Origin of the sequence: Arthrobacter sp. Soil761 (genome assembly GCF_001428325.1) — a bacterium.
GTDB lineage: Bacteria > Actinomycetota > Actinomycetes > Actinomycetales > Micrococcaceae > Arthrobacter.
Window position 1 is genome coordinate 425,313 of record NZ_LMSF01000001.1, and the last position, 19,526, is coordinate 444,838.

At 62.9% G+C, this 19,526-nt stretch carries 18 protein-coding genes and 1 other RNA gene; 1 reads left to right on the top strand and 18 read right to left on the bottom strand.

Features of this window, described 5'->3' with window-relative positions; all coding sequences use genetic code 11:
• Nucleotides 1-4: 4 nt before the first annotated feature.
• The 17 genes from ASG79_RS02000 to ASG79_RS02075 all read right to left on the bottom strand — a co-directional run bounded on the left by ASG79_RS02000 (nt 5) and on the right by ASG79_RS02075 (nt 16,022).
• Nucleotides 5-1,030 (bottom strand): ATP-dependent 6-phosphofructokinase, encoded by a 1,026-nt coding sequence (locus ASG79_RS02000; RefSeq protein ID WP_018768464.1) that lies wholly within the window; start codon nt 1,028-1,030, stop codon nt 5-7.
• The gene (locus tag ASG79_RS02005) at nt 1,027-4,212 is read right to left on the bottom strand and encodes an HAD-IA family hydrolase (protein ID WP_056388051.1); all 3,186 of its coding nucleotides are present in this window, start codon (nt 4,210-4,212) and stop codon (nt 1,027-1,029) included. Before ASG79_RS02005 ends, ASG79_RS02000 begins: the two co-directional genes overlap by 4 nt.
• Nucleotides 4,213-4,299: 87 nt before the next feature.
• Entirely contained in the window at nt 4,300-4,761 is a 462-nt protein-coding gene (locus ASG79_RS02010; protein WP_056388053.1) for a pyridoxamine 5'-phosphate oxidase family protein, read from the bottom strand.
• A gap of 116 nt (nt 4,762-4,877) precedes the next feature.
• Nucleotides 4,878-5,246: a transfer-messenger RNA gene (ssrA, locus tag ASG79_RS22950) on the bottom strand.
• A 73-nt stretch (nt 5,247-5,319) separates the two neighbouring features.
• Nucleotides 5,320-5,793, bottom strand: coding sequence for an SsrA-binding protein SmpB (gene smpB, locus ASG79_RS02015; RefSeq protein WP_009356865.1), 474 nt, complete (start codon nt 5,791-5,793; stop codon nt 5,320-5,322).
• An 83-nt stretch (nt 5,794-5,876) separates the two neighbouring features.
• A complete protein-coding gene (locus tag ASG79_RS02020; RefSeq protein ID WP_018768468.1) occupies nt 5,877-7,307 on the bottom strand; it encodes a M23 family metallopeptidase in 1,431 nt (476 codons plus the stop codon).
• Nucleotides 7,308-7,336: 29 nt separating this feature from the next.
• A complete protein-coding gene (ftsX, locus tag ASG79_RS02025; protein WP_018768469.1) occupies nt 7,337-8,251 on the bottom strand; it encodes a permease-like cell division protein FtsX in 915 nt (304 codons plus the stop codon).
• Nucleotides 8,248-9,036, bottom strand: coding sequence for a cell division ATP-binding protein FtsE (ftsE, locus tag ASG79_RS02030; protein ID WP_018768470.1), 789 nt, complete (start codon nt 9,034-9,036; stop codon nt 8,248-8,250). The genes ftsX and ftsE overlap by 4 nt, the downstream gene beginning before the upstream one ends.
• Before the next feature lie 187 nt (nt 9,037-9,223).
• On the bottom strand, nt 9,224-10,339 hold the full coding sequence (gene prfB, locus ASG79_RS02035; RefSeq protein WP_018768471.1) for a peptide chain release factor 2: 1,116 nt from the start codon (nt 10,337-10,339) through the stop codon (nt 9,224-9,226).
• 73 nt (nt 10,340-10,412) lie between these two features.
• The gene (locus ASG79_RS02040; protein ID WP_018768472.1) at nt 10,413-10,859 is read right to left on the bottom strand and encodes a pilus assembly protein TadG-related protein; all 447 of its coding nucleotides are present in this window, start codon (nt 10,857-10,859) and stop codon (nt 10,413-10,415) included.
• Complete coding sequence (locus ASG79_RS24365; protein ID WP_056388055.1) at nt 10,856-11,533, bottom strand: hypothetical protein; 678 nt, start codon at nt 11,531-11,533, stop codon at nt 10,856-10,858. The genes ASG79_RS02040 and ASG79_RS24365 overlap by 4 nt, the downstream gene beginning before the upstream one ends.
• Nucleotides 11,514-11,927 carry a TadE family protein gene (locus ASG79_RS02050; RefSeq protein WP_018768474.1) on the bottom strand — a complete coding sequence of 138 codons (414 nt, stop codon included), beginning with the start codon at nt 11,925-11,927 and terminating at the stop codon, nt 11,514-11,516. Before ASG79_RS02050 ends, ASG79_RS24365 begins: the two co-directional genes overlap by 20 nt.
• Nucleotides 11,928-11,930: 3 nt before the next feature.
• A complete protein-coding gene (locus ASG79_RS02055) occupies nt 11,931-12,227 on the bottom strand; it encodes a hypothetical protein (RefSeq protein ID WP_144599909.1) in 297 nt (98 codons plus the stop codon).
• A gap of 76 nt (nt 12,228-12,303) precedes the next feature.
• Nucleotides 12,304-13,245: a type II secretion system F family protein gene (locus ASG79_RS02060; RefSeq protein WP_056388057.1), complete on the bottom strand. Its 942-nt coding sequence runs from the start codon at nt 13,243-13,245 to the stop codon at nt 12,304-12,306.
• Nucleotides 13,242-14,099: a type II secretion system F family protein gene (locus ASG79_RS02065; RefSeq protein WP_082581635.1), complete on the bottom strand. Its 858-nt coding sequence runs from the start codon at nt 14,097-14,099 to the stop codon at nt 13,242-13,244. Before ASG79_RS02065 ends, ASG79_RS02060 begins: the two co-directional genes overlap by 4 nt.
• The gene (locus ASG79_RS02070) at nt 14,096-15,319 is read right to left on the bottom strand and encodes a CpaF family protein (RefSeq protein WP_018768478.1); all 1,224 of its coding nucleotides are present in this window, start codon (nt 15,317-15,319) and stop codon (nt 14,096-14,098) included. Before ASG79_RS02070 ends, ASG79_RS02065 begins: the two co-directional genes overlap by 4 nt.
• 346 nt (nt 15,320-15,665) lie before the next feature.
• Nucleotides 15,666-16,022 (bottom strand): hypothetical protein, encoded by a 357-nt coding sequence (locus tag ASG79_RS02075; protein WP_018768479.1) that lies wholly within the window; start codon nt 16,020-16,022, stop codon nt 15,666-15,668.
• A gap of 4 nt (nt 16,023-16,026) precedes the next feature.
• On the opposite strand from ASG79_RS02075, the gene ASG79_RS02080 reads away from it, so the two are divergent.
• A complete protein-coding gene (locus ASG79_RS02080) occupies nt 16,027-18,525 on the top strand; it encodes a GH25 family lysozyme (RefSeq protein ID WP_056388059.1) in 2,499 nt (832 codons plus the stop codon).
• 108 nt (nt 18,526-18,633) lie between these two features.
• On the opposite strand, the gene rfbA is transcribed toward ASG79_RS02080, so the two are convergent.
• Nucleotides 18,634-19,500: a glucose-1-phosphate thymidylyltransferase RfbA gene (gene rfbA / locus ASG79_RS02085; RefSeq protein ID WP_018768481.1), complete on the bottom strand. Its 867-nt coding sequence runs from the start codon at nt 19,498-19,500 to the stop codon at nt 18,634-18,636.
• Nucleotides 19,501-19,526 lie beyond the last annotated feature (26 nt).

Here is a 19,526-nt window from a genome sequence, read left to right on the forward strand (position 1 = left end):
CCTCTCATCCAAACAGGACGGCGGCCTCCTGGTACCGCGCTTCAGGGACCACCTTCAGTTCCCCCAGCGCTTCTTCAAGGTCGACGTTGACAATGTCCGTGCCGCGCAGCGAAACCATGGTGCCCCACCTGCCGGCGGCTGCCGATTCGACGGCGGCCAGGCCCAGCCTGGTGGCAAGGACACGGTCGAAGGCCGTGGGTTCGCCGCCACGCTGGATGTGGCCCAGGACGGTGGCGCGCGTTTCGATGCCGGTCCGCAGCTGCAGTTCTCCTTCAAGCAGCAGTCCGATGCCTCCCAGCCGCGGGCGTCCGAAAGTATCCAGGCCACGGGGCGCGTACGGTGCTTCGTGGCCTTCAGGAGCGAAGGCCTCGGCCACCACCACGAGCGGAGCCCTGCCCCGGTCACGGGCCGACAGCACCCACGAGCAAATTTGGTCCAGGGACACCGGATGTTCAGGTATCAGGATGGCGTGCGCGCCCGATGCCATCCCGGAATGCAGTGCTATCCAGCCCGCACTGCGGCCCATGACCTCGGCCACCATGCACCGGTGGTGCGACTCGCCGGTGGTCCGGAGCCGGTCGATGGCTTCGGTGGCGGTCTGCACCGCAGAATCAAAGCCGAAGGTGTAGTCGGTGGCGCCGAGGTCATTGTCGATGGTCTTGGGCACTCCCACCACGTTGATGCCCTGGGAGCAGAGTTCCCGGGCGGCTGCGAGTGTTCCCTCTCCCCCAATGGCAATCAGGCCGTCCAGTTCGTTGTGCCGGACGCAGGCACGGACACCCTCGATTCCATTGCCCACCAGCGGGTTGGTCCGGGACGTGCCCAGGATGGTTCCACCCAGGCGGGCGATCCCACGGACACTCGTACGGGGCAAAGGGTAAATGTCCTGCTCCAACACACCCCGCCAACCGTCCCGGAACCCGATGAATCCATAGCCATGCGAAACGTGCCCGCCCAGCACGGCTCCCCGGATGACCGCGTTCACGCCCGGGCAGTCACCGCCACTGGTGAGGATCCCCAGCCGCTTCACCGGACCACCACCCCCGAAGCCCGGACAGGCAACGGAAAATGGAGGGTTTGCCCGGGAGGAAGGACCTCGTCATTGCCATGCACCTGCACCTTGATGGGGCCGGCGTCACCGGGAGCAGAGGCGATGCTCATGTCCCCGTCCTTGAGATGTATGCGGAGGCGGTGTCCCCGGTAGAGGACCTCAAAGGCAACGGCGCGCAGCCCGGTGGGGAGGTTGGGTGCAAACAGGATCGTGTCACCGCTGAACCGGAGCCCCGCAAAGCTGCGCTGGACCACGTCGATGGTTCCGGCCATCGCGCCCAAATGGATGCCCGCGCGCGTGGTGCCGTGCTGGGTATCGTCAAGATCGGCGTCGAGCGCTTCCCGGAAACTGTCCCACGCCCGGTCCGCGTCCAGGCCCGCAAGGACGGACGCGTGGGCAACCCTGCTCAGGGTGGAGCCGTGCGCCGTCCTGGCCAGGTAATACTCGATCGTCTTGTTGAGGTGTTCCGCCGTGAATGCATACTGAAGCCGCCGAAGAATGCTGACCAGTCCGTCGTGTCCCAACAGGTACGGGAGCATCAGGACGTCGGCCTGCTTTGCCAGCTTGTAGCAGTTGGTACTGTCATCTTCGGCCTCGAGGATGAGGTCCAGCCGCTCAATGTCGCCGTACCTGTCCCGGTAGTGGTCCCAGTCGAGTTCCTTCAACGACCCGTAGCCCTCGAACTGGCTAATGACGCCGTCCTCGTGAAAGGGGACGTACATCGCCGATCCCACGTGCGCCCACCCGGCGGTTTCCTCCTCTGTGACACCCAGGCGTTCCATGAGTACGGCACGTTCGCTGCCGTGCAGGAAGGCCATGATTCCCCTTGCCGTGGAGCAGGCCCATGCCGCCATGACATTGGTGTAGGCATTGTCGTCCAGGCCGGGTCCGTCGCTGCCGGGATAGCCGGTGTGGTATTCGTCCGGTCCCACGACGCCGCGCAGGTGGTAACGGCCCTCCTGCTGGTCGTAGTCCGCCAGTGAGCGGAAGAAACGGGCAACCTCGATCACCAGTTCCGCCCCCTTTTGCAGGAGCCAGATCTTGTTACCAGTGGTCTGGAAGTACTGCCAGGCATTGAACGCGACAGCAAGTCCGGAGTGCACCTGCAGGTGCGAGTGGTCCTTGACCCACCTGCCGGACCTGTCGTTGTACAACCATTTGGGCGTTTCCTCGGTTCCGGCGCTGGCGCTTTGCCACGGAAATTTCGCCCCTGCCAGACCTTCCAGGGCCGCGGCATGCCGGGCGGCGGGAAGCCGCCGCCACCTGTAATCGATGACGGCACGCGCAACCTCAGGCGTCCTCGAGGCGAGTACCGGCAGGACGAACAGCTCATCCCAAAAGACGTGGCCCCGGTAGCCCTCGCCGTGGAGTCCACGCGCCGTCACGCCGGCATCCAGTTCGGTCGTATGGTGTGTCAGTGTCTGCAGCAGATGGAATATGTGCAGGTTCAGGACAAGGCGCACCTGGACCGGGGCATCGATCTCCACCATGAACGGCCGCAGCTCGCGCCGCCACGCTTCCTCGTGCGCCGTCAGCAGCGAATCGAAGTCCCCGGGGATACGCGCCAGGACCGCACGGGCACCGGCTTCCGGAGAGGATATGGCACGGTCACGGGACGTCACCACTGCCACCGTCTTGGTGATCCGCACCGCGGCGCCGGCACTGAGGGACAGCAGAAGAGTCTGGAAATGGAAGGCCCCTTTCCTGCCCTCCTCAACTCCCTCCGCTTCCGGGAATACCTGTGTTCGATAGGCCGCGGCGATGCGGATGAGGCTCTGGGTAGTTTCCACTTCGACGACGGAGGCAGCAAGCGCGGACGGCTCAGGGATGGAGCGGTGGGAGGCTGTCCTGTCAGCGATGTGGACGTCCGAACCCTGGGCATGTTCGGGGAGGTTGGCGTTGCGGACCCCGGCGTTGACACCGCTGCGGACCTCCACCTGACCGCTCCAGCCCAGCGCGGTGATAACCGTCTCAAGGACCAGCAGATGGGGCTCGGCCATGGACGCGAAACGGGTTTGCACTACTTCCAGCCTGCGGTGGTCGGCTGTCTCCAGCAGCAGCCGCCGCTCCAGTACCGCCCGTCTGAGGTCCAGGACCCTGTGCTCGCGGACCGAGGTCATTCCGCCCTCCGACCACCACTGCTTGCCCGGCAGGCGCAGGTCGAGCGGCAGGCAGTTGGGGGCGTTGACCATGTGTTCTTCCAGCAGCGTCTCGCCGCCGGCTTCCGCGCGGACACGGTTGTAGACGCCGGCGAGGTACATGCCCGCGTAGCTGAAGCTGCCGCCTTCGGGCGCCGCCCCGCGGACGCCCATGTAACCATTGCCCAGCGTGGTCAGGGCTTCCCGGTGTCCCTCGTGTGCGGCGTCGAAACCTTCATAGACGAGGTGCCAGGCGTTGCCGATGACCTGGCCCAGATCCAGCTCCCCCACGTCGTTGAGGACGGTATGGGCGCCGGCTGCCTCAAGCTGCCGGCGGTTGCCGGTCCGGTCGATTCCGACAACGAGGCCGAAGTCACCCCGGCGGCCGGCCTCAACCCCCGCCGCGGAGTCCTCGATCACCACCGCATGTGGCGGGGAGACCCCAAGCCGCGATGCGGCCGCAAGAAAGACGTCCGGCGCCGGTTTTCCGCGCAGGCCGAGCCGGGCCGCCGTCGTTCCGTCCAGCACCACCCTGAAGAGATCCTGGATGCCCGCCGCTTCCAGGACCAACCCGGCGTTCCGGCTTGAGGTGACCACAGCAGTGGGCACTGCCGCGCCCGCAAGCCTCTGCAGCAAATCCAGGGTGCCTGGGTAACTCTGGACGCCGTCGGTCCGGAGGTGTTTCAGGAACAGTTCGTTCTTCCAGGCACCCAGGCCGAACCCGGTCCATGCGCCGGCTTCGTCCGTCTCGTTTCCCTTCTCAACCTGCACTCCCCTGGCAGCCAGGAACCGTACCACCCCCTCCTCCCGCGGCATCCCGTCGATGAAGGTGAGGTAGTCATTCCTGCTGAGCGGGGCACGGTTGGCGCCGGCAGGGACTCTTGGGTCACGCAGGATCCGGTCGAACGCATCTTTCCAGGCAGCCTGGTGGACCATCGCTGTATTGGTGACCACCCCGTCCAGGTCGAAGATGACGGCGTCAAACGGTGGCTTGGCAGCAGCGGCGGTGGGCGACCCGATCATAGGTCAGTGGTACCAGCAAAGCGGTCATTCCGGACAGGGCCCTAGGGCCCGGCGCGGCCGCCGGGTCACGACGCGGCCACTGGAACCCTATGTCTTTGCGCCGGCTGTGTGCCCCACGTGGCTCCACCAGGTCAACGGGGACGTGATGGAAAAACGCCTGCCCGTAACGGAGTTGGGAACGATCCGGACAAAGTGGTCCTTTTCACCGGCCTGCCAGGGAAACAGGGTAAGGCCTGCTCCCTTCATCAGTTCCTCCGATGGCTCGAGGATGACGGCCTTGCCTTTGACCAGGACGCTCCATGCTTTGGCGTCATCATGGCCGTCGGCTTCCAGGGCGACGGCGAGCGGCCCGCCTGCTGCGCGCAGTTTCGTTCCCTCCCCCGTCCGGAAGACCAGCGATTCGTGGTCAACTTTGTAGTTGACCGGGAACACCTCCGGGTATCCGTTCACCAGCACTGCCAAATGGCCGACGGATACTCCACGCAGGAGGTCCCAGCACGTTCCGGCGTCCAGGACTTCGGTAGGCGTTTGCGGTGGATCGTTGTGCATGCAGTCGAAGGTAACGGCTTGCGGGGCCAGCCCGGTAGAGCATTTAGGCCCGGGTCCCCTTGCCTTGACAGGCAAAGAAAAACACCCCGGTCCGAAGACCGGGGTATTTTACCCGTGGGTGGAGATGGGGGGAATTGAACCCCCGTCCGATGTCGTGTTGTCAGGGCTTCTCCGGGCGCAGTTTGCGTCGGATTTTCTCGGCCCCAGCCATGCTGCAAACAGCTGGCTGATCCGGGCCCAGTCATCTAAAAGTCCCGTTTACTCCGATGACGGGAGCAAACAGCAGTGGCTATCTAAATGACGCCAGGATCCGGGGCGATAGCAACCCCGGGCTGACGGACTGTCTTACTGCTTAGGCAGCAAGAGCGAAGTCAGTGCGCTTAGATTCGGCACTTATTGGTTTGCAGAAAGCGTTTACGAGATAATTCTGCATCCTCGGCCCGCTTCACCTGTCGCGACTAACACCGTCGAAACCGATCATCCCCGTATTTTGTTACCAAACCGGCTGGCAAGCCTGCCGGACTATTCATACTAACGCATGACCCGTGGAAATAATTCCTACCGGCGCCGGTTGCGCTCGCGCATCTCACGCTGGGCTTCACGGTTGTCCTGCTGTTCCCGCAGCGTCTGCCGCTTGTCGTATTCGCGCTTGCCGCGGGCAACACCGATTTCCACCTTGGCCTTGCCGTCCACGAAGTACAGCTGGAGGGGAACAATGGTGTAGCCGGACTCCCGGACCTTGTGGGAGATCTTGATGAGTTCTTCCCGGTGCAGCAGCAGCTTGCGGCGCCGGCGTGCCGCGTGGTTGGTCCAACTGCCCTGGTTGTATTCGGGAATGTGGATGGCTTCCATCCACAGTTCGTCGTTATAGAACGTGCAAAATCCGTCCACCATGGAGGCGTGGCCCTCACGCAGGGACTTCACTTCGGTGCCCATCAGCGCGATGCCGGCCTCGTAAGTGTCCAGCACGTGGTAATCGTGCCGGGCCTTGCGGTTGGTGGCCACTACCTTACGGCCACTTTCTTTAGGCACGGGGAAACTCCTCGGGTTCAGGTCGGGTGCCTCCGGGCCTGCGGCGCGGAGCTATACCAGTCTACGGCAGCAGCGCTTCGCCCCTACAGCAATCCCATGGGGTCGACGGCGGCACCATTGAGCCAGGTTTCGAAGTGGGCGTGGCAACCCGTGGAGTTGCCGGTGCTGCCGGAGTAGGCAATGAGCTGGCCCTGGGAGACCCTCTGCCCATTCGAAACCACGATGCTGGAGTTGTGGTAGTAGATGGTGGTGAGCGTATTGCCCTGCACCACGCCGTGATCGATCTTGACGCGCCAACCGCCACCATCGGCGGAATTCCAGCCTGAGCTGAAGACCTCACCGGCCGCTGCCGCATAGACGGGCGTGCCGCAGGCTGCGCCAAAGTCGATTCCGGTGTGCATGTATCCACCGGTGCCATAGAAGTCGATGGTTCCCGGCGGGGTGGTGCGGTAGCCAAAACCGGAGGTGATGGGGATGCTGCCGTCGAAGGGGTGGCGGAGGCCAAACGCCGACGGTGATCCCGCGGCGGGCGGGACGTACGGCTGCGCGGGCGGGGCCGGGCGGTTTGCGGCGGCCGCGGCCGCGGCCGCCGCAGCGGCAGCAGCAGCCGCCTGCCTGCGCTGCTCGGCTTCCCAAGCTTCACGGGCCCTGCGGTCGCGTTCGGCGATCTCGTTGGCCACCTGGTTCTGGTTGGCCTGGACGCCGGCCAACTGGGCCTGGATGCCGGGCTTTGCCGCCTGGAGTTCGGCATCGAGGCGGGTGGTGTCCGCAATGAGCTGGTCGACTTGGGCCTTCTTGGCCGCAGCCTCGTCGCGGGCGGCCTTCTCCCGCTCCAGGGCAGCGTCGGCCTTGGCCTTGAGGTCCTTGATCTCAGCTTCGACAGCTTGCAGGCGCGCTTCGGAGTTGACGTTGGTGGCGTTCTGCTGGCTGAGCTTGTCCATGGCTGCGTTCTGGCTGCGCATGGCCTGGTCCGCAAGGTCCATGGTTTCGGTCAGGCTGCTGCCGCTGTTGGAGCCGAAGAAGAGCGACAGGTTCGAAGGAACGCCGCCGGATTTGTAGGCCTGGGTGGCGATCTGCCCAATCAGTTTCTTGGTGTCCGCGATCTTTTGCTTGTCCGTCTCCAGCTGCTGGGTGATCTTGGCCTTGTTCTGCTGGGCCATGTCCACGCGGGCCGACAGCGCCTCTACCTCCTTGACAGCCCCGGCTACCCGCCCCTGTGCCTCAAGGAGTGCCTGCTGGGCACCGGGCAACTGTCCCTGGTAGATCACCAAGTCGCTGGCGGCCTTGGCGATCCGGGAATCGACGAATTCGAGGGATGCCTGGACGCGTGCGGCTTCGGCCTCGAGCGCGGCTTGGCGGTCTTCGAGGTCGTCGGCGAAAGCGACGGGTGTGGCAAGGGCCATCCCGGCCGAAAGGATGACGGTGAGCACGCCGCTGACGATCCCCAAACGGCGGGCAGCGGCCCGCCCTCGGCTGTGCCGGGGGCGGGGCAAGGTTTGGTGAATGAGGTTCATGGGCATTCCTAGGTCGCGGTGTGCACAGCCTAAACGCGCAAATATCTACGTAAGGTCAAGAGAGACGAAATTCCTGCCAAGGATCCGCCAAGGATTATCAGCGCCGGGGCGATGATCAGGGTCTGCCCGGATGAGATAAAGGCCGTATCCGGGTATTGCCGCGACATATAGTCGCCCAGGAAGTATTGCGCTACGGCCCACAGGGTGCCCGAGGCCAGGGCAGCGCCGATGACGGCTGCTATGACGCCTTCCAGGATGAACGGCAGCTGGATCACGGTTTTTGAGGCACCGACCAGGCGCATGATTCCGGTTTCGCGGCGCCGGCTGAACGCCGAGAGCCTGATGGTGGTGGCGATCAGCAGGATGGCGCAGACGATCATGACCCCTGCGATGCCGACCGCCACAAGGGACGCACCGTTCATCACCGAGAAGAGGCGTTCGAGGAGCTGGCGCTGGTCGATCACCGTTTCCACGCCTGGCTGGGAGGAAAACGTCTCGCTGATGATCTGGTACTTTTCCGGGTCCTTCATGTTGATCCGGAACGATGCGGGCAGCTGGTCCGGCGTCACGGAATCGACGATCGGAGAGTTCGAAAACTGGTCCTTGAAGTGCTTGTAGGCCTCATCCTTGGACTCGAACTGAAAGTCGTTGATGTACTGCGCCACGGCCGGGGACTCAAGGAGCGCGTTCAAGCCCTGTTGCTGCTCAGGGGTGACTGGCCCGGAAGCGCAACCCGGCGCCGTCGAACCTTCACTGCAAAGGAAGATCGCCACCTGGACCTTGTCGTACCAGTAGCCCTTCATCTGGTTGATCTGCATTTGCAGCATTCCGGCCGCACCCACGAAGGTGAGGGACACGAACGTCACCAGGATGACCGAGACCACCATGGAAAGGTTCCGGCGCAGCCCGCTGCCGATTTCCGAAAGGATGAATGCGAGCCTCACCGCTGGGCCTCGCCTTCAGCGCCATTGCCCGGCAGGCCGCCGTCGGGCGTTTCCCTGCCACTGGCGTCCTTAAGGCGCCTGGACTGGCCGACTACGGGAATCATCGAGGTGTACAAGGCCTTGGCTTCGTCGCGGATCACCACGCCGTTCCTGAGTTCGACCACCCGTTTGCGCATTTCGTTGACGATGTCGTCATCGTGGGTGGCCATCACCACGGTGGTTCCGTTCTGGTTGATCTTGTCCAGGACGCCCATGATTCCCATGGACGTGGTGGGGTCCAGGTTTCCGGTGGGTTCGTCCGCGAGGAGGATCCCGGGCCGGTTGACCACGGCACGCGCGATGGCCACGCGCTGCTGCTCGCCGCCGGACAGCTCGTGCGGCATGCGGTGTTCCTTGCCTTCGAGGCCGACGGTCTTCAGGACCTCCGGGACGGTGTCGCGGATGACGCTGCGGCTCTTGCCGATGACCTGCATGGCGAACGCCACGTTGGCGAAGACATTCTTTTGGGGCAGGAGGCGGAAGTCCTGGAACACGACGCCGATGCCCCGGCGGAGGCGCGGAACACGCCAACTGGAAATCTTCGCGACGTTTTGGCCCGCCACGTAAACAGCGCCGGAGGTGGCGCGGTCTTCCTTCAGCACCAGGCGGAGGAAGGTGGATTTTCCGGAGCCGGACGCACCGACAAGGAAGGCGAATTCGCCGCGGTCAATCTCAAGGGTGACAGAGTCCAGCGCCGGACGGGCTTTCTGGTCGTAAACCTTGGTGACATTTTCGAATCGGATCATGGCCCTAAGTACCCTGCAGGGCATGGCTGATTCTTGTGATGCAGCCCAGTTCTGCAGCCGGTGCACGGGTTTTCGTTTGGGGAAAGTAGGGCCCCGGCCCCTCGACTATACGCAGGGTCCCCCGTGCTTCGACCTGCTTTCGGGGGCGTGTCGCTGGATCGGCTGCAGGACGGCGGGGCCGGCAGGCCTACTTTTCGGCGTTGCGGTTGTCAGTACGCCAGCGGATGCCCGCATCGATGAAGTCGTCAATCTCGCCGTCGAACACTGCGGACGTGTTGCCCACTTCGTGCTCGGTGCGCAGGTCCTTCACCATTTGATACGGGTTCAGAACGTAGGAGCGCATCTGGTCACCCCACGAAGCTTTAACATCGCCGGCCAGCGCCTTCTTCTCCGCATCCTCCTGCTCCTTCTTCAGCAGCAGGAGCCGGGACTGCAGCACGCGCATGGCGGCGGCGCGGTTCTGCAGCTGCGATTTCTCGTTTTGCATGGAAACCACCGTGCCGGTCGGGATGTGGGTGAGGCGGACGGCGGAGTCCGTGGTGTTGACCGACTGGCCGCCGGGGCCCGACGAACGGAACACGTCCACCCTGATTTCGTTGTCCGGGATGTCGATGGAGTCCGTCTGCTCGATCAGCGGAATGACTTCCACTGCGGCAAAGGACGTCTGGCGGCGGCCCTGGTTGTCGAACGGGCTGATCCTGACGAGACGGTGGGTTCCGGCTTCCACGCTGAGCGTGCCGTACGCGTAGGGAGCCTTCACCTCGAAGGTGGCCGACTTGAGCCCGGCCTCTTCCGCGTAGGACGTGTCCATGACGGTGGTGGGGTAGCCGTGCCGCTCGGCCCACCGGAGGTACATGCGCATCAACATCTCGGCGAAGTCTGCGGCGTCCACGCCTCCCGCGCCGGCGCGGATGGAGACCACGGCTTCGCGTTCGTCGTACTCGCCGGACAGCAGGGTGACCACTTCCAGGTCCTTGAGGGCTTTCCTAATGGACTCAAGTTCTGTCGCGGCCTCCCCCATCGAGTCCGCGTCGTCCTCGTCCTGCCCAAGCTCAACGAGGACTTCAAGGTCGTCGATCCGGGATGCCAGGCTGGTGAGTCGCTCCAGTTCGGACTGGCGGTGGGAAAGCCGGGAGGTGATTTTCTGCGCGGCCGCGGGGTCGTCCCAAAGGTCCGGCTCCCCTGCCCGCTCGCTGAGTTCGGCGATGTCTTCCTTGAGTGTCTCCACGTCGCTGACGCGTTCAATGGACTCGTAGGTGGCGCGCAGCGCCCGGATTTCAGCGGAAAAATCAATATTGGCCATGGTTGTTTAAGCCTACGCTATGGAGCGGTACGGCCCGGCGCTGCCAGGATCATTGGCTCAGCGGGTGCATGACTCAGCGGGTCAGGCGTGAGCGGGCGGTGGACGTCGCTTCGATTCGGATGCCATCAGGGACAAGGAAGTTCACCACAGGTGGGTGCACGTCTGCCGTGAGGACCACGACGGCGGTGGAACCGTCAGGTGTACCCGTTGTAGCGGCGACGGCGAGGCCTGAGAAACGCTGCGAGGCTGGGCTCCTCGAGACGAAGTCGGCAGCTACATTGCGGACGCGCGCGGGATTAAGGACAGCCGAGGGGCTTCCACCCTGGGATGTGACTTCTCCCAGGGTGTAGCTGTCGGCCGCCGCAAGCGATGCCCCGTCTGCCAGGGACAGCAGGCGCTTGTGCTCCAGATAGACGGCAGATATGCCGACGACGACCGTCGCCACCAGAAGTGCCAGGGTGATGTAGCCGAGAATCATCACCATGACCTGGCCGCTCTGGTCCGATTCCCGGCGTTTCACCGGTACCGGCCTACCAATTGGGTGGAAGACGCCTCAACCTCCGTGGCTGATAATCCGTCGGCGAACGGAATGAACGGCAGCGGTACGCTCAGGCTTACGGTGACAGTCACCGTGGTTCCGGCGGCCTGGCAGTCAGCAGGGTTGCAGGTCGTGGCCATGCGGGCCCTGTCTGCCTGGTGCCCGAAGTCGGAAAGGGCGAGGGCCACGGCCTGCTCCGCAGCTGCCTGGGCTGTGGAGGAATCCGGCTGTGCCACATAAACCTTGGCCGCCTGGTCCGCGGCACCCACCACAGCGAAGGAACCGCCCTGGATTTGCCCGACGGTGATCACGAAGTACACCAGCGGGACCATCAGCAGAAGTGCAAGGAACGTGAACTCGACTACCGCACTTCCTTGCTCGTGTCCGCTCCCCTGCTCCTCATGCACAAAGCCCTGCTGCTGGTGCTCCCCGCGAGCAGGCCTGGGGCAGTGGGATGGGTCGCCCACGTGCGTGCCCCCGGCACGCTCCCTGCAGAGCACTTCTGCCACGCGGGCCGTGACCAGGAACAGACTGGAACCGGCCTGTGCGCTGGAGCGGGACTGGGCACTGGAACAGGACTGCGCACTGGCGCGGGGTGGTCCGTCGGGGTGGGGCAACGGGCTGGCGCTGAACGGATCAAGGCTGGACAGCCGCATGCCCTTTCACCTCCAGCAGGTCCCGGGGCCCAATCAGGCCGATGACCGGCATTGGGGACCGGACAGTCACTTCCAGGGTGCGCATCCCCTGGACAGTTACTTCCTGCGTACTGACCTGGTCAGCAAAGCCTTCGTTCAGGGCCATGCTGATGAGGCTGCGGGTCCGCTCTTGCGCGTCGGCGGCATTGCGGTCAGCGAGTGTGCCGTACCGGGCACCAGAGGCAGCAGCATCAATAAGTGTGTTCCGGACATGCAGAACCAGGGTCAGCTGAATAATCGCAAGGAAGAACATCGTCAGCAACCCGCCAACCAGGACGAAGTCCACCACGGCTGAACCCCGCTCGCCCGGCCTGGGCAGCACTGGCTGCACGGGTCCGTGAGCGGACGGCAGCATGGTTCAGTTCCCCACCTTGTCCATTGCCTGGTTGAACATGGCCTCCAAGGCGGGGCCCGCGAGCGCCAGCAGGGCTGCAACCAGGACCGCGGACATCAGGGTTATCATCACCCATCCCGGAACGTCACCTCGTTCAGGGTTATCGTTACCGGTGGTCGGAGGCACCTGAAGGTCTTCCCTGCCTTCGGTGTACTGTGCACCGATAGGGCGCCCCCTCCCGGCTGTCGCGGGCACCTTGAGCTGCAGTAAAGCGGCAAGGCCAAGAAGCAGCAGTGCACAGCGGGTTCCGATGGTTTTCATCTTGAGTCCTATTCCTGGTTCCTAAGGTGGGCTTTAACTAATGGCAGCCGGTCCGGGCTTCGGGTCTTTCTCCCCATCAGAAGCCCAGGTTGATGGCGGCCAGGCCGGGGAAAACAGCAAACACCACGGTCAGGGGAAGCACCCCGAAAACCAGGGGCACCATCATTGCAATTTCCTTTTTCCCGGCAGCTTCCATCAGGTCCCGCTTGGCCGAATCGCGCACGTCCTGCGCCTGCGCGCGAAGCACGTCCGCAAGGGGTGTTCCTCTTTCCACCGCAACGATGATGCCGTCAACAAACCTGACCAGCGGCGCAAGGTCGGTGCGCGCAGAGAACTCCTGCATTGCCAGAATCAGCGGCTTGCCGGCCCTGGTCTCCGCGAGGATCTTCGAAAATTCCTTGGACAGCTCACCGTTGGCACTCCTGCAGACGCGATCCAATGCGCCTGTTGCGCTCTCCCCTGCGCCGACGGCCAGGGCCATCAGTTCGGCAAGGCTGGGAAACTCGGCCATCATCCGCGCTTCCCGCCGGCGGACCTGGGCGCCAAGCCAGTAGTCCCGCAACACAAAACCCGCTGCAGTACTGCCGATAATTACCGCCGCTGCCAAGAGCGGGCTGAACCTGCCCGCTGCGGCTCCAATGAGCATGAAAGTCGCTGAAAGGACAAAACCCGCAGCAGCCCACAGCAACTGTTCAGCGCGGAAGTCGATGGCGGACTTGTTGATTCCTGCCTGGGCCAGCCGCCGGCCCGTGGCACTAGGCGTGGGGTTCAGTCTTCCCAATGCGGACAGCCAGTCCCGGAAGACGGGACGGAAAATTCGTTCGAGGGGGCCGAAAGGTGTCAGGTTCTGCTCGCCGGCGTGCAGGAGCCTCGACTCCAGGTTTTGCGACTTAAGTTGGGGCTCTATGCGTTGGGAAAGCGTCAGGGCGCGCATGGGAGGTGACCGGAAGATCACGAGCCACAAACCAAGGCCAAGGCCGATACCGCAGATTACTGCTGCAGGCGGGATGATGATCATCGGAGCACCCTTTCGTCCTGTGGCAGGGCCCCGATCTTCAACATCACCGTGTAGCAAACAAGCGAGACCACCAAGCCGCCGAGCAGGACTGCGGCGCCCATAGGCGTGTTGTAGGCCTGGATCGCCTCCGGCCTGCTGGCAAGCAGGATCATCACGATCCAGGGTGCCGCGACGGCAAGCCGGGCGGCATTGATGGTCCACGACTGCCGCGCCTCGAGCTCGCTGCGGGTCCGGGCATTCTCCCGCAGGAATTCCGCCAAGGTGCCCAGGAGCTTCCCCAGGTCCGAACCGCCTACCTCCCGGGTCAGCCGGAGCGCTTCGACGATGCGGTCGGCCACCGGGTCAGCCAATCGCTGCTTCAACTTGTTTAGAGACCCATCAAACTGGCCTCCGGCGCGATAGTCAGCGCCGAACTCACGAAAAATGGGCCGCAATTCCTCAGGTCCCTTTTCTCCAAGCTGAATGAGGGCCTCGGGCAGGGGCAGGCCCGCACGGATCGCAGAGCGCAGATGATCCACGACGTCAGGCCAGAGTTGGCGCAGCAGGGCCGTCCTCTTTTTGGCCCGCCACCTGAGGATGGTGATGGGAAGCCATGTGCCGAAAAGTCCGAAGCAGCCGGCAATGGGCCACGAATGGCTAAGCCCGTAGAACACCAGTGCTACAAAAACCCCGAGGCCCAAGCAAGTACCGGCCAAACCGCGGGCTGAGACCCTGTCGACCCCGGCAACCGCGAGCAGGTCAGCCAGGTGGCCGGGCTTTCGCACGCGGTTCCCGGGGTCCGGCGTTTCCCAACAGGACCACCAAATGAGGAAGAGGCCCATCCCTAGCGCCGCCCCCATCAGCGCCGGGATCATCGCGGATCCAGCAGCGTGGCGAGGTCGTATCCTGCCCGCGAAAACTTCTCAGCTGCCGGCATGGCGTTGGCCCGTGGTTGCAGGATTCCATTCTCCAGGGCGAAAACCAGTGACGACTCGATGATGCCGTTTTCCACGCGGCGCCCCAACGATAGGATTTGGGTCACTTGCCGACGCCCATCGGGATGCCTACTGCAGTGCACTACAAGGTCTATGCAGGATGCAACGGTGGGGACCACGAACGCACTGGAGATGTTGTCCCCCGCCAATAGCGGCAACGTGCAGATCTTGGTCACAGCATCGTGCGCCGAGTTCGCATGGACGGTGCACATTCCGGGCAGGCCACTGTTAAGGGCAATCAGCATGTCCAGGCTCTCGGCTTCCCGCACCTCCCCTACCACCAGCCGGTCCGGACGCATCCGCAACGCTTCCTTGACCAGGCGACGGAGTGGAATTTCGCCCTCACCTTCGAGGTTCGGCTGCCGGCACTGCAGACCCACCACGTCCCGGAGGGGAAACTGAAGTTCAAAGATTTCCTCGACGGTGATGACACGCTCCCGGCTACCTATGCTCGCCGCCAGACAGTTCAGCATGGTTGTCTTACCTGCCTGGGTGGCCCCCGACACAAGGATGTTGAGGCCACTGGACACCGCCGCGCCGAGAAATCGTGCCGACTGCGGTGTCAGCGTTCCCAACTCGACCAGGTGTTCCAGTCGACTGGCCTTCACGACGAATTTGCGGATGTTCACGGCCCAGTGCCGGCGGGTTACATCCGGAATGACTACGTGGAGCCTGGATCCGTCCGGCAGTGCCGCGTCCACAAAAGGGGACGACATGTCCAGCCGTCTGCCGGAGCTTTTGAGCATGCGTTCTACGAGGTCACGCACGTGTTGCTCGGAGAGGCTCAGCGAGGTCAGCTCTGACTCCCCGTTGCGTGCCACATATATTTCGTTTGGCGCGTTGAGCCAGATCTCTTCTATTGAAGGATCGTCTAGGAGTGGCTGGAGCACTCCAAAGCCGGCCACGGCATCAAACAGGAACCTACGGGCAGCATCCAACGGGCCAAGGGGTGGAAGAGGCCCCATAAGGGCGCGCTCGTCATAGTCAGTGACGGCTGCTTCCACCAGCCTACGGACCTCTCCTGCCTGCCTCAGTGGGTCCAGCCCACGACGGCGGATGAGCTCGCGGACTTCGTCCTCGACAATTCCCAGCGCGTCCATATGTTCCCCCATACAACTGCCGCCCCCAGCGGAGGCAGTTCGACTGGGTACAGCTTAAGTAGAGGGTCCTGCCGCAACAAGTCATTCAGCACTCCTGTGGATAACTGACGACCCTCAAGATTCCCCTTAGTAGGGCTCAAGATTTCGCTTCGAAGACCACAGGATTCACAGAAGTAACACCAGAATCACTGGTTGCGCCAGTAACACTGGTGCTATGGTGAGCGCGTTATTTATCGAAATAGCACTATCAGGTGCCTTCCTGGGGGAAATCACCTGAGCAGTATCCAAAGAGGCGCTTGGGGGAGCGCCGCATTGTCTCCGGAGCACATATGAAGCGGAACCTGTCTCAGTCCCGTCGCCCAATCATGATGTCCCTTGGGGCCGGCTTATTAGCTGCCTCCTTGCTGACCGGCCCTGGCCTGATCGGAGCAGCTTCCGCTTTGGAGCCCAGTCCCACACCAACGCCTGCCCCGTCCCAAACTGCCACTACGCTGCCACAGGCGACGCCGGCACCAACAACCACTGCGTCGCCGCAGCCTTCCATCGCAGCCAGTTCGCCGACGTCGGCTACTCCCCAGTCAATGGCCCAGGCCATCGGCCCCGGCGGGGCGGAAATGGGGCAGAGGTCCAAGAGAGTGACCTCTGCTTCCCCGTCGCCCACCGCCCAGAAACTCAGCGCCGAATCGCTCGCAACAGAGGGCACATGGATGCCCTCCTTTGGGATACAGGGGCTTGACGTAAGTGGACACCAAACCAGCGTCGACTGGCAGCAGCAGTGGAACATGGGTGCCCGGTTCGCGTATGTGAAAGCCTCTGAAGGCAATTACTTCACGAATGATCTGTTTGGCTCACAGTACCAAGGCGCACGAAGCGTGGGGATGCTCCGGGGCGCATACCACTTCGCGATCCCCAACTGGTCTTCCGGCGCCGATCAGGCGCGCTATTTCGTGAACAACGGTGGTGGATGGTCCGGCGACGGCTATACGATGCCGCCGGTTCTCGACTTCGAGTTCAACCCCTACGAGGGTCGGACGATCAACGGCTTCTACTTTGGCAACACCTGCTATGGCATGTCCCAGGCGCAACTGACATCCTGGGTCCAGGACTTCGGAAACACGATGAGGTCCCTCACCGGCAGACTGCCGATGATCTATACGAATACAAATTGGTGGAACCAGTGCCTGGGCAATCCCACCGGTTTTGGGGACTATCCCTTGTGGGTTGCGGCCTACCCGTACTCGGCAACCAACGATGCGGGCGCCATTCCGACAGGCAGTTGGGACACCTACAGCATCTGGCAGTACAGCAGCACCGGGCCGTTTGCTGGGGACTCCAACGTTTGGAACGGGGACTATGCGGGACTCAAGGCATTCGCTTCCGTAGCCGTTCCATTGGCGGCGAGCCAGGCCATAGGCGACGTCCGATCCCGTACGCCAGAACTGGGAGCCCAGACGTCCAACATAGTTTGCGGCCTGCGCGAGGGAGGCTGCTACCAGAACTTCCAGAACGGTGCAGTCATATGGTCCCCGACCAACGGAGCCCATCCCAGCCTGGCAGGTCCGATCAGGACGCTCTGGCAAGCGGACGGCTTCGAAAATGGAACCATGGGCTACCCGACCTCTGCCGTAATCTGCGGCCTGAAGGACGGCGGCTGCTATCAAAACTTCCAGAACGGTGCCATCCTGTGGAGTTCTGGCTCTGGCGCGCAAATCAGCGTGAGCGGACCAATTCGAACTGCCTGGGCAGCAACAGGCTTTGAAAACGGCGTTATGGGATATCCCACCGGAGGTCAAACATGCGGCCTCGCCGCACAGGGTTGTTACCAAAACTTCCAGTCGGGCGCGGTCTTGTGGTCTCCTGCTACCGGGGCCAAGCGCAGCCTCAACGGACCCATTAGGGCAGCTTGGCAAAAGACAGGCTTCGAGTCAGGGCCACTTGGCTACCCGACCAGCGAAACGCTTTGCGGTCTTCGGGACGGCGGCTGCTTCCAAAGTTTCCAAACAGGCAGCATCGCGTCCTCAATCACCAATGGAGCACACATCGTTTGGGGCCAGATGGAGTCGGCCTGGAGGGCAGGTGGCCGGGAAGCAGGACCCCTGGGCTACCCCGCTGCAGATGAAGTCTGCGGCCTCAAGAACGGGGGGTGCCGGCAACTGTTCGAAAAGGGTGCCACCGTCTGGTCACCCTCCACTGGAGCCCAATTGAGCCCCGCCGGACCTATCCGCACGTTGTGGCTTCAGCAAGGGGGTGAGAGCGGTCTGATGGGATATCCCACCGGGCCTCAAACATGCGGGCTCGTCAACGGCGGCTGCTTCCAGGAGTTCGAAGGCGGGGCCATTATTTGGTCTGCGACGTCCGGTGCGCAGCTGAGCAAGGCTGGTCCCATCAGAAATGATTGGGCTCGAACTGGCTTTGAGAACGGTGCCATGGGCTACCCCACCGCAAATGAAGTTTGCGGGCTACCCGACGGGGGCTGCTCGCAGGATTTCCAGAACGGCTCACTTACGTGGACTTCCGGCAGAGGCGTTTTGCGGGTCATGTCCCCAATTTTTGCCTCGTGGAAAGCTCAGGGGCGCGAGTCCGGAGTACTTGGCTACCCCAGCGCAACCCAAGTCTGCGGACTTGTCGGAGGAGGCTGCTACCAGAACTTCCAGAATGGCGCCGTTCTCTGGTCGGCGGCCACGGGCGCCCAGCCGAGCCCTGCAGGGCCCATCCGCACACTCTGGGCTGCGACAGGATACGAAAACGGTTCTCTCGGATACCCCACCAGTAGCCAGGTCTGCGGTTTGAAAGACGGTGGTTGCTACCAGAACTACCAAAACGGGGCTATTCTCTGGTCTCCCGCCACGGGCGCGCAGATAAGCCCCAACGGACCCATCAGATCCAAGTGGGGCTCCATGGGCTACGAGCTCAGCGAGTTGGGATACCCTACGGGCGGTGTGGTCTGCGGCATCAGGGACGGGGGCTGCTACCAGAATTTCCAAGGCGGAGCGATGCTGTGGTCGCAGGCAACGGGGGCTCAGCCCAGCACTGGACCAATCCGCACGAAGTACGCCAGCCTTGGCTACGAGAACAGCTTCCTCGGCTATCCCATCGCGGCGACTTCCTGCACCTTGGCCAACGGAGGCTGCTTCCAGAACTACCAGGGCGGGTCCATCACCTGGAGCCCCACAACTGGGGCAAGCGCAAGCACAGTGCGCCGGTAACCGGTGTGGCTCCTGCTGCGAGAGGCAGGAGCCACGGTCAGAAGCTATTGGATTCAGAACAGAAAAGGGTTGAAGCAGCCGCTTCAACCCTTTTCTGTTTGTAGAAATCTACTTTTCGGCGAGGAGCTCGAGCAGGTATGAGCCGTAACCGCTCTTGACGAGGGGTTCGGCCCTTTCGCGGAGTTCATCGTCGGTCAGGAACCCCAGCCGCCACGAGATCTCTTCGGGCGCTCCAATCTTCAAGCCTTGCCGGTTCTCCACCGTCCGAATGAAATTGGAGGCATCGTTTAGGTCGTTGAAGGTCCCGGTGTCGAGCCAAGCAGTTCCCCGGGGCAGGATCTCGACCTGCAGCTTACCGGCGTCCAGATAGACGCGGTTCACGTCGGTGATCTCGAGTTCACCGCGGGCGGACGGCTTGAGGTTCTTGGCGATGTCAACAACATCGTTGTCATAGAAATAGAGCCCTGGAACTGCGTAGTGGCTCTTGGGTGCCGCGGGCTTCTCTTCCAGGGACAAAGCCTTGCCATCGTCATCGAATTCCACCACCCCGTAAGCAGACGGATCCTTGACCCAGTATCCGAAGACTGCTCCCCCGTCGATGGTCTTGAACCTGCGCAGCTGAGTGCCCATGCCCTGGCCATAGAAGATGTTGTCACCCAGGACCAGAGCAACGCTGTCATCACCGATATGGTCCGCACCGAGCACAAATGCCTGGGCCAGTCCGTCAGGAGAAGGCTGCTGCTTGTAGGTGATGGAGACGCCGAACCGGGACCCATCCCCCAATAAGCGTTCAAACTGCTCCGCGTCGTGGGGAGTGGTAATGATGAGGATGTCCCGGATCCCAGCCAGGATCAGCGTGGACAGCGGGTAGTAGATCATCGGCTTGTCGTAGACCGGTACCAATTGCTTGCTGACACCCAGCGTGATGGGATGAAGCCTGGAGCCGGTTCCGCCGGCCAGTATTATTCCGCGCATGTCCCCATCTTTCCCTTCGCTAGGAG